The following is a 15520-nucleotide window of genomic DNA, read 5'->3' as shown; positions in this document are numbered from 1 at the left end:
GAAGCTTTTGTAGTAATCTAATATTCATTATTTTGGTGATTCATCCCAAGAAAATGAACAACCTCAAAATAGCTGGTTTTCTCACCCTCGCCATAATCATTACCATTGCTGGTTTTATGATTTTTGGTCAGGAGAAGGAAGTGGATTTCAGCACGCAGATCAAACCCATTCTGAATAAAAACTGTATCTCCTGCCATGGAGGAGTGAAAAAGAGCGGTGGCTTTTCAGTGCTTTTCGAAGAGGAAGCTTTTGCCAATACTCAATCTGGACATCCCGCAATAATCCCTGGCGACCCAAATGGTAGCGAGATGATTAGACGCTTGACTTCAAATGATCCTGAAGTCAGAATGCCTTATGAAAGGACACCGCTTTCTCCAGAGGAAATCGATCTACTAAAAACCTGGATAAAACAAGGAGCTAAATGGGGTGAACATTGGGCGTATGATCCTGTTCAAGCTCCAGAAACTATAACTCAAAAAACTTCTGCTGGATTCTCTCCAGATAACAATCCAACATCCACCAATACCATAGATTTTTATGTAGGCCAAAAGCTCGAAGAGCATGAGCTAGCTTTTTCGAAAGAAGAACAGCCTCTTAAATTACTGAGAAGAGCTGCACTCGATATTACGGGCTTGCCTCCTACTGCCGAACTAGTGGATCAATTTACTTCTCAAGAAATATCCTACGAACAGGCTGTGGACAAACTTCTCTCTGCTCCTACTTTCGGGGAAAAATGGGCAACTTGGTGGCTAGACTTAGCACGATACGCAGATACTAAAGGCTACGAGCGCGATGTTTCCCGCACCATGTGGCCATATCGTGATTACGTTATTCGAGCCTTCAATGACGACAAACCCTTCGATGAATTTACCATCGAGCAATTGGCTGGTGACTTACTACCAAATCCTACGGAAGATCAGTTAGCAGCCACAGCTTTTCATCGCAACACCATGAACAATGATGAAGGTGGAACTAACGATGAAGAATTCAGAGTGGCAGCTGTTCTCGATCGAGTGGGCACCACTTATGAAGTTTGGCAAAGCACCACCATGGCCTGTGTGCAGTGTCACAGTCATCCATACGATCCTATCCGACACGAAGAGTTTTACGAATCAGCTGCTTTTTTCAATAATTCCCGCGACGAAGACACCCACGATGAGGAGCCTAGACTAAGATTTTATTCACCTGAGGAGAAATCTGAAATTGAGTCGGTGCTAAGCTGGGTCAAAGAAAATGAAAGTTCAAAAGCAGCTACAGAGCGTAAAAACTTCCTGACTTACCTTGAACCTAAGTATCCTTCACACAATGCTGTAGACTTCGATAATGCTGAACTCATAGATACCAAATGGCTGGGAATCCAGGCGAATGGTTCTGCCTATCTCCGAAAGGTAGATACTCGCGGTTCTGACCAAATGCTGATGTACTATGGCTCTGGACTCGATGGCAGTAAGATGACCATCCGAAATGGAGGACCTACAGGAGAAATTCTTGCTGAATTCCCAATCAACAAAACTAAAGGTGACATTACCCGGGCGATTCCCCTCAAACCTGTAACTGGCCTAATTGACCTTTATCTAGAGGTGGAAAATACAAGAGTAACCTCTGATCAAAATGCTGCCAAATTCGTTTGGTTTGCCTTTGTACCATCACTTGCCGGGAAAGACAAACCAGGTTTCAAGGATGTTCAGAACACATGGGAAACAGCCTTGAATTTCAGAGGAACAAGGTTGCCTATCCTAATCGAAAACCCTAGCTATATGGCTCGGGAAACGCATGTATTTGAGCGAGGCAACTGGATGACTCTGGGCGAAAAAGTAAATCCAGAAACCCCAAAAATCCTAAATAACTGGAATCCAGAATGGCCTAGCAATCGCTTAGGTTTTGCCTATTGGTTGATGGATAAGGAGAATCCACTGACTTCCAGAACCTTGGTAAACAGAGTCTGGGATCAGCTTTTTGGCAGGGGAATCGTTAGTTCTCTGGAAGATATGGGTACGCAGTCTGACCCGCCTTCTCATCCTGAATTGCTAGATTACCTAGCTTGGAAGACTATGAATGATTACGATTGGAGCATGAAAAGCTTGATTCGTGAAATCGTCACTTCGGCTACATACAGGCAATCTTCAGCTCTTTCTGCCGAGCTTTTCAAACTAGACCCCCAAAACAAATGGTATGCTCGTGGACCAAGGTTCAGATTAAATGCTGAGCAAGTTCGTGATCAAGCACTGGCTGTTTCTGGATTGCTAAGTGATAAGATGTATGGTCCAGGAGTAAAACCTCATCAGCCAGAAGGTATTTGGCAGACAGTTTATAATGGAGAATCCTGGAACGAAAGTATGGGCGAAGATGCTCATAGACGTGGTATCTATACTTTTCTGAAGCGCACAAGTCCTTATCCATCCTTTATTTCTTTTGATGCAGCCAGCCGAGAAGTTTGCCTGAGTAGAAGAATTGTGACAAATACTCCACTACAGGCTTTGGTCACATTAAATGACCCTGTGTATCTTGAAGCAGCTTATTATTTGGCTGAGGATATGGTCAAACAAGATGCGGATAAACCGGAAAAAGGCATTGCTTACGGATATGAAAAGCTAGTTCTAAATCCTATTACAGAAGTAAAACTAGAGACACTTTCCACACTCTATGAGGAAGCGCTCGCCGAATACAAAAGTGACCCTGAATCTTTGGTAGCCTTCTTTGACATCAAAGACAAATCAACTAATCCTGAGCAAGCGGCAATGTCTGTCGTGGCCAACGCCCTGCTAAACATGGACGAATTCTTAACCAAACCCTAATATGCAAAGTCTCGATAGAATGTTAGCTGAGTTTGCGAAGCAAAAGCTAGAAAAGCAAACACGAAGACATTTCCTGATGGATTGTGTCGCTAAAGTTGGTGGTCTGGCAATGGCACCATTGATGTTTGGCTGTGGCACTGGCACCTCAGCAGGATCGACTGGATTAAACCTTAGTCAGCGAGATTTGAATCCGCTTTCTCCTTTGCCTCCTCCTTATGGTGCAAAAGCAAAGTCAATCATTTATTTACACATGGCCGGTGCGCCATCTCAACTAGAGCTTTTTGACTATAAGCCCGAGTTGGCAAAATATCATAACCAACCCGCTCCGCAATCACTATTGGAAGGAAAGAAATTCGCTTTTATCCGGGGAACCCCTAATCTCTTGGGCCCTCAAGCAAACTTTTCCCAACATGGAGAATCTGGCGCCTGGATTTCAGATTTCATGCCCCACTTTCAAAAACTGGCTGATGAAGTCTCCTTTTTGAAAGCTGTACATACAGATCAATTCAACCATGGCCCTGCGCAACTTTTGATGCAAACAGGAAGTGCACGACTTGGACGTCCTAGCATTGGTAGTTGGGTGACGTATGGTCTCGGAACAGAAAATCAAAATCTTCCTGGCTTCGTAGTGCTTACTTCAGGAGGAAAAACTCCAGATGCAGGCAAAAGTGTATGGGGATCAGGATTTTTACCCTCTGTCTATCAAGGCGTGCAGTGCCGATCCAAAGGCGATCCAGTTCTGTACCTAGATGACCCAGTTGGAATGTCTCGGAACCTGAAGAAAAATGTTATTGATGCGATCAATACCGTGAATAAAGAGGAGTTTGATGCGTATGGAGATCCTGAAATTCTCGCAAGAATCAATCAATACGAGATGGCCTATCGCATGCAAATCGAAGTACCAGAAGTTATGAATATCAATGATGAGCCAAAGGCTGTTCATGAACTATATGGCACAAATCCCGGCACAGAATCCTTTGCAAACAACTGTCTCCTTGCCAGAAAACTAGTGGAAAAAGGAGTTCGATTTGTTCAATTGTATGATTGGGGCTGGGATACTCATGGCACAGATCATGACGGATCGATTGACATGGGATTGAGAAATAAATGCCGTGAAATGGATAGACCTGTTTCCGCTTTGCTACTCGACTTGAAACAAAGAGGAATGCTCGAAGACACCTTGGTAGTCTGGGGTGGTGAGTTTGGAAGAACGCCAATGCAGGAAAACAGAGAAGGTAAAACTCAAAGTTTCCTTGGTAGAGATCACCATGGTGATGCCTTTACCATGTGGATGGCAGGAGGCGGAATTAAGCCAGGCGTGACGTATGGTCGAACTGATGATTTTGGATTTTCTGGCATTGAGGATAAAGTTTCTGTTCATGACATTCATGCCACTATTCTACACTTGATGGGTTTTGACCACGAGGAGTTCACCTATGAATTCCAAGGCCGTCCATTCCGATTGACGGATGTGGAAGGTGAATTGATCAATAAAATATTAGCTTAACATTTGCATGCTTACTCGAATCACCTTCCTCTCAGTTCTATTTCTAGTATTATCCTCTACCCTTTTTGCCCAGCAGCAACTCCTTTTCTTCCAAACAGATTGGGGAAATGAGCGCTCTCTGGATGAGTTTCTAAACCATGCCAAAAACGATGGTTATGATGGGATTGAAACTTGGTTTCCATTCTCAGAGGATGCCCAAAATGAATTGAAAGCGGGTTTAGAAAAGTACGACTTGAAGGTGGTTTTCCTTCATGGAACAAACAAAGGACTTCCCTATGCAGAAGCTCTTAAAGTCTATGAAGAAAATCTGCAAAAGATAATTGCTTGGAATCCAGTCAAGATCAACTCCCATACAGGTTCAGATTATTGGACTTTGGAACAGAATAAGGCGTTTATCGATATAACGAGCAAAGCCAGCAAGGAATCAGGGATTCCAATTGTACATGAGACACATCGAAGCAGATTTTCTTTTAATGTTCCACTTACGGCGGAGATGGTGAAGGTAGCGCCAGATTTACGCTTGAACCTTGACATCTCTCATTGGATGGTGGTTCATGAGCGATTGATAGGATTGAAAGATCCCTTGCTACAGCAGATCATTCCACGTGTAGATCACATTCACGCGCGAGTTGGGTTCGCTGAAGGCCCACAAGTAAATAATCCCGCTGCTCCTGAATGGGAATCTGCACTAAATACACACTTGGATATTTGGGAACATATCATCCGAAATTCTGGTCAAGAAGTCTATACGATTACCACTGAATTTGGACCTCCACCTTATTTACCAACAGTTCCATTTTCGAATGTACCCATTGCAGATCAGTGGGAAGCGAACGTTTTTATCATGAATGCCATTAAAGCAAGATTCGCAAATGATTGATTTTATCTTGCCATTATTCGGACGATTTCATCCGATCTTGGTTCACCTTCCTATTGGTTTTTTGGTGTTTGGTGTAATCCTGATTTTCTGGAGCAGAAAAAACATCACCACCTATCTCCCTATTCTTAGTTTGTCATTTTTCCTTGGCGGACTTTTCGCCGCACTAGCAAGCATCAGCGGATTTCTTCAATATAAGAATGAAGGCTATAGCTGGGATACGGTCAAGATCCACCTGATACTTGGGATCATTACGGCTATACTTTCATTGCTGATTTGGTATCGAATGAAATACTCAGTAGCCAATCCAAAAGCATTAAAGCTTCAAGGACTTGGTTTACTAGTGATTTTGACCACCACAGGGCATCTAGGAGGGAATATCACGCATGGGGATGATTACTTCACAGAAGTATTACCTCCAGATTTACAAGCATTTCTGGGCGGAGAAAGTGGAATTGCTAAACCGCTAGAACTTCCTGCCAACAACTGGGAAGAAGTAGAATTCTACACGGGAGCGATACAGCCTATCTTGGATCAAAATTGCAAAAGCTGTCATAATCCAAAAAAACTCAAAGGTGAATTGGACCTCACCTCATTCAAGGGAATTCACAAAGGCGGGGAAGATGGGGCGATTCTAGAAAATGGAAATCCAGAAAAAAGCTCACTATACTCTCGACTGGTCCTTTCTGAAGATGATGATGATCATATGCCACCCAAGGACAAGCGTCAGCCAAGAAAAGAAGAAATCGAACTGATCAAGGCTTGGATTGAATCGGGCTCTTCCGAAAAATCAAAGCTTGGAGATGCTGCAATAAATGTGAGTATGGTAGAGCCATTTTTCAAAAAGGATGAAAAACCATTTTACCCGGTAGTTGAGGTAGAGAAACTCCCACAAGATTCCATATCCAAACTTAGAGAGCTGGGTTTCTTTGCTGAAATAATTAAAAAGGACTCCCCATTTCTAAAAGTTAGCTGCATCAATTTTCCTGCATTTTCAGATGCTGATTGGTCTTTATTGCTTTCCGCAAAAGAGCAGATCGTTTACTTAGATCTAACTGGCACTGCTGTTACTGATTCTATCTTAGCCCAAATAGCTACTCTTCCTAGCCTGACTGTTTTGAAGCTTAATCAGACTGCCATCGAGGGTGCAGATTTGGGAAAATTAGTTGAAAACAAAAACTTGAAACTGCTTTACTTCAACGACACCAACGTCAGTTTTGATAAATTAGGAGCGCTAGATGGACATCCTACTTTGGAAAAAGTATTCGCTTTTGAAACCCCTGCGGCAGATTCGGGCAGCTCATCACAATTTACCTTTCACTTAGAAACAGGGAATCTAAGCTTACCTGTGTTGGCGACGGATACAATTGTGTACTAATATATCTCGGTAATATCTCGCGGCGGCGCAACGGCGCAACGTGTGAAATACTTTCCTAGATCAATCTGTTCCTCTTAGTTTCGAAGTTTCGATCAGTATTTTTTTAAACTTTTTCTAAGAAGCTTTGGGTTGTAAATCTTTTTGTGAAATTTCGGTACTACAAATCCTTAGGAGCTATTATCAAAACGTTGCGCCGCCGCGCCGTTGCGAGAGACTCTATTTCAAATGCCCCTCAATCAACTCCACATCAAAGCCTAAACTCAAACTTCCATCTTTGTAAACAATCACTGGACGCTTGATCATGCTTGAGTTTTCTTCAAGAATAGGGATCGCAGTTTCTTCGTTTTCAAGGGCCGATTTCTGCTCATCGCTCATTTTTCGATAGGTCGTTCCTTTCTTATTCACAAGAGAAGCAAGATCTGTTTTCTTCAAAAAACCTTCTAAAAGAGCAGCATCTGGCTTCTGCTTTTTATAATCGATAAAGTCATACTCCACTCCTTTTTCCGCTAGGAAATCGAAGGTCTTCTTCATCGTATTGCAATTCTTAATTCCGTAAACTTTGATGGACATGAGGTTTGTATTTTAAATATTTTTTTTGCAGATCTGGTCTTCTAAACATAAAGAGAGAAACGATCTTACGACATGGTAAACACCTGACTTTAGGACACTTCCGTCTCCCCCGCCTGCGGACGGGCAAGCGTCTCCGGTCTTCCAACCTTTAAATCAAGGTGATAATGAACTGGCTCAAATAAGAATAATAGTATATCCGCTTTTCTACCAGTAAGGTGGCAAAAGCAATATAAGATAGGTTAAACTTAAAAATTGAGGCCACTTCGGTCTTCGGTCATCGGTCTTCCAGCCTGATAAGCAAAGAATCTAAGGTGACTGGCATCATTGCGGATAATCATAAAGAATAATTACAATAATCTACAATCCCAATATCTCCACCATCGCCTCCTTGTGAGCAACTAAGATTTGATCGATCAGATCATCCTTCAATGCTGTCGACAAGAACATACTCTCAAACTGGCTTGGGGCCAAGTAAACACCTCTTTTTAGCATAGCTTGGAAATATCTCCCGAATAAGGCTGTATCAGCATTCTTCGCAGATTCAAAGTCAAAGACTGGCTTATCCGTGAAAAACAAGGAATACATGCTTCCTCTACTGTTGATCGTATAGTCCAAGCCTAATTCCTGATTGATGCTTTTTATACCTTCCGTCAGTTTGGTCCCGATGTGATTTAACTCTGCATAGACATTTGGATCTGTATTCAGGTGATTGAGCATCGTCAAACCTGCTGCCATTGCAATTGGATTACCAGAAAGCGTACCAGCTTGGTAAACAGGTCCGGCTGGAGAAACAAACTCCATGAGTTCTCTCTTTCCACCATAAGCTCCCACTGGCATACCTCCACCGATGATTTTGCCCAAGGTTGTCATATCTGGAGTTACTCCGAAAACCTCCTGAGCGCCACCTTTTGCCAAGCGAAAACCTGTCATCACTTCATCGAAGATCAGGATAATTCCTTCTCTAGTACAGATATCACGCAGTCCTTGTAAGTAACCTTCTTTTGGAAGACATAATCCCATATTTCCCGGAACAGGCTCCAATATCAAGGCTGCAATCTCACCTGGATTTGCAGCTACCAACTCTTCGATAGCTTCTAGATTATTGTATGGAGCAATCAAGGTATCCTTGGCAGTTCCTTTGGTCACTCCAGGAGAATCCGGATCGCCCATGGTCATTGCACCGGAACCTGCAGCGATCAAAAACGAGTCACCATGTCCATGATAATGCCCTTCCATTTTGATGAATTTGTCTCGACCAGTAAAGCCTCTGGCAACACGAATAGCAGACATCGTCGCTTCAGTACCTGAGTTCACCATACGAACTTTCTCAATGGAAGGAACCATACTTACGATCAACTCAGCTATTTCCACTTCACGAGCTGTTGGAGCACCGAAAGACGTACCATCTTCCATCGCTTCGATCACAGCTTCCTTCACTTTGGGATGATTATGTCCCAGGAGCATTGGTCCCCAGCTGTTGACTAGTTCGATGAATTGATTCCCATCCTCATCGTACAGATAAGCGCCATCGGCTTTTTTGATAAAAAGCGGATCTCCGCCTACAGCTTTAAAAGCGCGAACAGGTGAATTCACTCCACCAGGGATGAAGTTTTGGGCCTTTGCAAAAAGGGCTTTACTCTTAGAAATATTCATGGACTATTGTAATGGTTTCAATTCCCCTGCCTCTAACGTAAACAGAGGTACATATTGATTATTATGTGCGCCTTGGAAATTAAATCCCCAAGTCAATTTGCCTGCTTGGAAGGCTTTCTGGTCTAGATTTCTTCTCAAATCAAATCCTTTGGTTTCCGACAAATTAGAGGAAACCCAGTTGACTACCTCAGCACCAAGTGAAGCATTCATACTTGGGAAATTCAGGTATTTAGAATAGAATTTGTTTCGAAACTGCTCCATCGGCTCACTGTAGAAATTCAAGGTATTATTTCCTATGAAATAGAAATTCGGAAACTCAAGCATCTCGTAATTGGCAAAATTGAAACCCAACCAAGAATCCATAACCAGGGTCGGGATAGAAGCGGTGATTGATTCCATCAAAGAAAAAGCTGGCTGAGCAATAGTTGGATCATCGGAAAGCAATATCACCTGATCTACAGCCATACTTGCCTGACCTTGACGAATCCCCAATCCTTGCAGAAATTCAGAGGTGTTTCTAGAATTAATCTGCTCAAATTTCACCAATTGAAAACCTGCTCTCCCCAATTGATCCTGAAGCATTTTGGCAAGCATTTCATCACGGGAACTACCGCTATAACCTATTGCTACTCTTTTACCCCAATTTTGCTTTCTCAAACCGTCTACAATCCCATTGGCAATAGAACTTACTGCAGGTCTGAATAAGTAGCTATAGTTCAATTCTTCAAATCTATCTCCCAAATTAGAAAGTGGATGAACAAATGGAATCCTAGCAGTTTCGGCAAAGTTGCTCACTATATCAGCTTCCTCAGGATAAATCGGACCAATGATTATATCAGCGGATGCGATAGCCGGATCTGCTAGCAAGTTTTGCAAGTGTGCTGCATCTCTTTTAGAATCAAAAGTCAGCATATTGACTTTGGTGCCACTTTTCTTTAGCTGCTCCACGCCATATTCCAAGCCTTGATACAGTTCAAAAACAAAATCGTTTTGTGGGATACTGGACAAATTAGTACGGGAGGAATTGGTAAAGGGCAAAATAACGACGATATCCAATATCTGATCTTTTACCACATTAGTACTCTCGTTTGCTTTGCCTTGTAATTCATAATAAGCTGCTCGCTCGGTAGCTGAAAGAATACTTTGGCTCTCCAAAACGCGCTTCAAAGCTTCTCCATAGCCCTTATTCTCTTTGAATTCCTGCAAATTCGCTATCATAAAACTCACACTGACTTGCTTCAAATTTTCGTATGTAGCATTCTCAGCCATCCCCATGATCTTATCATCCTTGATTTTCTTGATGATCTGAAGCGCTTCGATATTCTGCTGATTTTTGAAATAGGCTATTGCCAAAAGATATTTTGCATCATCAGATTTAGCCCAGTTTGCTGAGACTATTGGCTCCAATGCGGCTACTGCCTGCCCAGGTTGATTGGCACCAAGTGATGCCTCAGCCAAGTGAAATGATGCATAGTTGGCAAGATTACCGTACTCTTTGGGATCAGTGAATTGCTTGAAAAGTGGAATAGCTTCCCAGTAGTTTTTGGCGGCTAATTCGGACTGAGCCTTGCGATAAGCGTCCGGTGTGGGGATTTGAGCGACAGCTAAGCTCAAGATGAAAAATACCGGAAGTGCTAAAAGAAATTTTTTCATTTTATGTAGGTGAATCAAACATCAAACAGGGTCTGCAAATTTAACCCAATATTTTCAAACCCAAAGTTCAGGCCGAAAAGGGTTTGGAGGGAATATGATTATCTTAATAGATGTCAATATTCTCAATTTCCTTGTTTTCAGAGTCGGGAGACATAAGTAGCCTCAGTGCTTTATTCGGACCAAATATTAAGATGCATATGGCTCAATAAGCAAAAACCCGAAGAAGAATCTCCGGGTTTTTGAATAGTTAACTGAGTTGCATTTAACACCTTCGAGGAGATTCCTCCTCCTGCGTCGGCGGAATGACACCTCAAAGGAGGTTATTCCCACTCGATAGTAGCTGGTGGTTTGGAAGAGATATCATAGACAACTCTATTAACACCCTTTACCTTATTGATGATATCATTGGAAATCTTGCCCAAGAACTCATACGGAAGGTGAATCCAATCAGCAGTCATCCCATCTACAGAACCAACGGCTCTTAGCGCAACAACTTTCTCATAGGTTCTCTCATCTCCCATCACTCCAACAGACTGAATCGGTAGCAACATCGCTCCTGCTTGCCACACCTGATCGTAAAGTCCAGAATCTTTCAATCCTTGGATAAAAATATAATCTACTTCCTGAAGTGTCTTCACTTTCTCAGCAGTCACATCTCCCAAAATACGGATTCCAAGCCCCGGACCTGGGAACGGATGACGACCGATGATTTTCTCTACAATCTCCAAGGCTCTACCTACTTCTCTTACCTCATCTTTGAAAAGCGTATTCAATGGCTCCACAACAGAAAGCTTCATGAAGTCAGGTAAACCACCCACATTGTGGTGAGATTTGATCGTAGCAGAAGGACCTTTTACAGAAATCGACTCAATAACATCCGGATAAATCGTTCCTTGTCCAAGCCATTTTACGCCTTCCAATTTATTGGATTCTTCGTCGAAAACCTCTATAAAGGCATTACCAATAGCTTTTCTCTTCCCTTCTGGATCAGTCACACCTGCAAGTGCATCATAGAATTTCTGCTTGGCATCTACGCCAATCACATTCAATCCCATGTGCTTGTACGAATCCAATACTTCTTCGAATTCATTTTTGCGAAGCAAGCCATTATCAACAAAAACACAGATCAGTTGATCGCCAATCGCGCGGTGGATCAAAGTAGCAGCCACAGAAGAATCAACTCCTCCTGATAAACCCATTACGACCTTATCCGAACCGATCTTAGCTTTCAAGTCCGCGATGCTTGCATCGATAAAAACATCAGAAGTCCAATCCTGAGAACAACCACAGATTCCAACCACGAAATTTCTAAGGAGATTTTTCCCTTCCGAAGAGTGAGTTACTTCTGGGTGAAATTGAATACCGTAAGTCTCTTCTTCCTTTATTTTGAATGCAGCCACACGTACTGAATCTGTACTGGCAATCACATCGAAGTTATCAGGCAAATTCTTGATCGTATCTCCATGAGACATCCATACTTGCGAACCATGACTCATTTCCTTGAGCAGGTCGTAATGCGTATCGATGTGACTCAAGTTTGCGCGACCGTATTCTCTGATCTCAGATGGAAGCACTTCTCCCCCATATTTCTGAGCCAAAAGTTGAGAACCGTAGCATACCCCCAAAAGAGGGAGTTTGCCTCTCAAAGCGTCCAAGTCCAAATCAGGAGAACCCGCATCTCTTACCGAGCATGGAGAGCCTGAAAGTATCACTCCTTTGATGTCGGAGGTGATTTCTGGAACTTTGTTATAAGGGTGGATTTCGCAATAAACGTTCAGTTCTCTAACTCGTCGGGCGATGAGTTGTGTGTACTGAGAACCGAAATCGAGGATCAAGATTTGTTCTGCCATGCGCAAAGGTAATCAGGTCAGACAAACTGAGGAAATGATCTGAGAAATTTTACAGAATAATGTTTGGCGAAGAGGTATTGGAGGATTATGGTATGTATAGGAAGATAATGGATTAAGGTCAGGCTGAGCGAAGTCGAAGCCATTTCCACTTTACCATTTTACGAATATGCCAGGTTCTCGACTCCGCTCGAACTGACACATCATCTATTCGTAAATATCTAAACAGTTATTCATTTCAGCGAAGAATATAGTATCTAGCATCATTAAACCAACTTGAAGTCACTTGTTAATATGAAAACCAAAGTTATCCTCCCTCTCTTTTTGCTTATTCTCAGTACTATTTCTTTTGCTCAAAATGCTCCGCTTCAGAAAGTTACCGATCCTTATTTTAAGTTGATAAGACCAGAATTTAAGGGTGATTTGGCTTATGAAACCGTAGGATATGTGGAGCAATATTGGAGAGTTGCGGGAAATACCGGTTTCAATAATACTGTATATCGAATCGCGGAGAAGCTGGAAGCTGCGGGTTATGTCCTGGAAGAAAATGCAAAAGACTCCGATCGCTTCACCTATAGAATCGAAACGCGAGATATGCGTCAACCGACTTGGGAGCCAGTTTCTGCTTCTTTGAAAATCATCGGTTCCTCTGAAAATTTACTTTCCTCAGTTACCAACAGGAATATGCCTTATATGTATTCCAGTTCTACTCCATCAGTAGGAGTCACAGGCGAGGTGATATATATTGAGAGCAAAGATGATCTAAGCAAAAAGGATCTTCAGGGTAAAATTCTCTTTTCGGATAAGGTTTCAAGTAGACTTTTACAAGCTGAGGTAGGTAAAGGCAAAGCGCTGGGAATGCTCACTTATGACATGCCAAGCTATTTGCAGGCTGAGAAAAACGTTACCTCTATTCAGTTTCGTGGAATGAGATACGATGCCGATAATCCTACCTGGGCAATGGCACTTTCTTTTGAAGCCAAAGAAAAATTGAAAGCTGAGCTAGCAAAAGGCAAGGTAGAAGTGTTGGCAAAGATGGAGACGAAGATTTATGATTCTGAAGAACTAACGATTGTAGCAAATATAATTGGATCTGAATTGCCTTTGGAAAGCTTGGTTTTCTCAGCTCACATCCAAGAACCTGGAGCAAACGATAATGCTACTGGAGTTGGCACCCAATTGGAAATGGCAAGTATTACTGCTGATTTGATGAAAAAAGGGAAATTGGATCTGAAGCGAACCCTAACCTTCCTTTGGGGAGATGAGATCGTATCAACTCGCAGATATATACAGGAAGAAGATAAGCGAGTTGTGGCAATCAACTGGGGGATTTCTCTGGATATGGTCGGTGAAAATACAGATGTCACTGGTGGAACATTCCTGATAGAAAAGATGCCTGATCCGAGTGCAATCTGGACACGTGGAGAGGACAAACACAGCGAATGGGGAGGTAGACCATTGAAAGTCGAAGACATGAAGCCTCATTATTTGAATGATTTTATCCTGACCAACTTCGAAGCTCAGGGAGAATACGCCAACTGGGTAGTGAAAACCAATCCTTTCGAAGGTGGTTCTGATCATACACCATTTTTGCAAGCCGATATCCCAGGATTGTTGCTTTGGCACTTTACTGATCAGTTTTACCACACGGACAATGATCGCTTGGACAAAGTTTCTCAGAAAACAATGGTCAATGTGGGCACAGGGGCATTAGTGTCTGCATATACCTTACTGAATGCAGATGCTAAAACTGTAGATCACATGATAGCTATGATCACAGCAAAGGCCCAGATACGATTACTGACAGAAGTTCAACTTAGCAAAAAAGCGATTGCAGATGGAGGATCCAAAGAAGATGAGCAATTGATCTTAGACACTTGGACGGACTATTATGCGAAGGCTATAGATTCGATCAAAGATTTGGTAGCTGCTGATGATGAGAAAACACTGAAAAAAATAGCATTAGCAAAAGCAGCGATCAAGTCTCAGGTGCCTAAACTTTAGAATGACCCCGCAACGGCATAGCGATTCTACCTTAGTAGATCCTATTTCATTAATGAAACTATAGCAAAAACGATGGTCATCATTAGTCAAATTTGATGATTGAAAATTGAGTTTGATCATTGATCATAGAACATTTTCAAAAATCAAGAACTACTACCGAATTATCCATCAGCAGCATCCCTATTGATTTGGCTTAAAAACACTTCACTATATTTTTGATCAGCTACCATTTTTTCCAACTATCTTAAGAAACGAAGAGAATATTGTCTAAATAGAAGGACAGTTCCTTTTTAGCGTGATTTTTAGTTCCCTTAAGAAATTGAAACATGGCAGATAAACAAGATCTTGATTTTACCTATACTACCATCGATAACATATTTCGCTTAAGTATTGGCGAGACTGGTGATTACAGTGGTGCCAAATATGATGGTGATTTTTCTATGTCTTTAGAAGAAGCTCAAAAGGCCAAACATAAATTTATCGCCGATAGCCTTAACATCACAAAAGGAAGTAAGGTATTGGATATGGCATGTGGCTGGGGGCCTTTTATTACGTATTGCATTAAGGAAAGAGATGCCACAGTGATGGGTTTGACACTTTCAGAAGGACAAGCAAAGGCTTGCCAAAAAAATGGCATGAACGTGATTGTGAAAGATTGTCGAACTGTAAAACCAGAGGATTTCGGGACTTTTGATGCTATTTCCTGTATAGGTGGACTAGAGCATTTTTGTTCTGTAGAGCAATGGAAAGCAGGGAAACAAGAGCAGGTTTACAGTGACTTTTTCCAAACCTTATATAATCTTTTGCCCAAAGGAGGAAGGTTTTACATGCAAACCATGACTTTTGGCAAGAACATGATCGACTTCAAGGATATAGATATAAATGCTGAAAAGGGATCTGCTGCACATGTTTTGGCCTTAATGATCGAAGAATTTCCAGGCTCCTGGCTTCCGTATGGGCCAGAAATGGTGATACGAAATGCCGCCCCACATTTTAAACTTATATCTCAAAGCAGCGGCAGGCTAGACTATATCGAAACTATCGGACAATGGAGAAAGAAATTCCGAAAGTTCAGCTTGAAGAAATATTGGCTTTACGCCTCATTATTACCTAGATACATTACTACGAAGGACTTTAGACATCAAGTAGAAGTTTTTAAAATAAGCCCAAATAGGGTGTGTTTTGAGAAAGAAATCATGGAACATTACCGACTAGTATTTGAAAAAATTTAGGCAC

Annotated in this window: 10 protein-coding genes; 6 read left to right on the top strand and 4 right to left on the bottom strand. The window is 42.0% G+C overall.

The window, feature by feature from the left end; all coding sequences use genetic code 11:
- The first annotated feature begins 53 nt into the window (after positions 1-53).
- From LV85_RS04315 to LV85_RS04300, 4 genes are read left to right on the top strand one after another with little or no spacing between them, the layout of a single operon-like run.
- A complete protein-coding gene (locus tag LV85_RS04315; RefSeq protein WP_111316959.1) occupies positions 54-2795 on the top strand; it encodes a DUF1553 domain-containing protein in 2742 nt (913 codons plus the stop codon).
- Between the two features lies 1 nt (position 2796).
- A complete protein-coding gene (locus LV85_RS04310; RefSeq protein WP_111316958.1) occupies positions 2797-4302 on the top strand; it encodes a DUF1501 domain-containing protein in 1506 nt (501 codons plus the stop codon).
- A 7-nt stretch (positions 4303-4309) separates the two neighbouring features.
- Complete coding sequence (locus LV85_RS04305; RefSeq protein ID WP_245942141.1) at positions 4310-5182, top strand: sugar phosphate isomerase/epimerase family protein; 873 nt, start codon at positions 4310-4312, stop codon at positions 5180-5182.
- Positions 5175-6557, top strand: a complete 1383-nt coding sequence (locus LV85_RS04300) for a c-type cytochrome domain-containing protein (protein WP_158531137.1) — start codon at positions 5175-5177, stop codon at positions 6555-6557. The genes LV85_RS04305 and LV85_RS04300 overlap by 8 nt, the downstream gene beginning before the upstream one ends.
- A gap of 216 nt (positions 6558-6773) precedes the next feature.
- Here LV85_RS04300 and LV85_RS04295 read toward each other — a convergent pair whose 3' ends face one another.
- The 4 genes from LV85_RS04295 to guaA all read right to left on the bottom strand — a co-directional run bounded on the left by LV85_RS04295 (position 6774) and on the right by guaA (position 12283).
- Positions 6774-7127 carry a Spx/MgsR family RNA polymerase-binding regulatory protein gene (locus LV85_RS04295; protein WP_111316955.1) on the bottom strand — a complete coding sequence of 118 codons (354 nt, stop codon included), beginning with the start codon at positions 7125-7127 and terminating at the stop codon, positions 6774-6776.
- 357 nt (positions 7128-7484) lie between these two features.
- The gene (gene hemL / locus LV85_RS04290) at positions 7485-8780 is read right to left on the bottom strand and encodes a glutamate-1-semialdehyde 2,1-aminomutase (RefSeq protein WP_111316954.1); all 1296 of its coding nucleotides are present in this window, start codon (positions 8778-8780) and stop codon (positions 7485-7487) included.
- 3 nt (positions 8781-8783) lie between these two features.
- Positions 8784-10433: an amino acid ABC transporter substrate-binding protein gene (locus LV85_RS04285; protein ID WP_111316953.1), complete on the bottom strand. Its 1650-nt coding sequence runs from the start codon at positions 10431-10433 to the stop codon at positions 8784-8786.
- A gap of 320 nt (positions 10434-10753) precedes the next feature.
- Positions 10754-12283: a glutamine-hydrolyzing GMP synthase gene (guaA, locus tag LV85_RS04280; protein ID WP_111316952.1), complete on the bottom strand. Its 1530-nt coding sequence runs from the start codon at positions 12281-12283 to the stop codon at positions 10754-10756.
- 291 nt (positions 12284-12574) lie between these two features.
- Here guaA and LV85_RS04275 point away from each other — a divergent pair, with 291 nt between their 5' ends.
- Together LV85_RS04275 and LV85_RS04270 are read left to right on the top strand one after the other, a co-directional pair.
- Entirely contained in the window at positions 12575-14284 is a 1710-nt protein-coding gene (locus LV85_RS04275; RefSeq protein ID WP_111316951.1) for a M28 family peptidase, read from the top strand.
- A gap of 326 nt (positions 14285-14610) precedes the next feature.
- The gene (locus LV85_RS04270) at positions 14611-15516 is read left to right on the top strand and encodes a class I SAM-dependent methyltransferase (RefSeq protein ID WP_111316950.1); all 906 of its coding nucleotides are present in this window, start codon (positions 14611-14613) and stop codon (positions 15514-15516) included.
- Positions 15517-15520 lie beyond the last annotated feature (4 nt).

Source organism: Algoriphagus chordae, from assembly GCF_003254055.1.
GTDB classification, from domain to species: Bacteria; Bacteroidota; Bacteroidia; order Cytophagales; family Cyclobacteriaceae; genus Algoriphagus; species Algoriphagus chordae.
The sequence above is the reverse complement of the archived record's forward strand: the minus strand, read 5'-3'. Positions and strand labels throughout refer to the sequence as shown.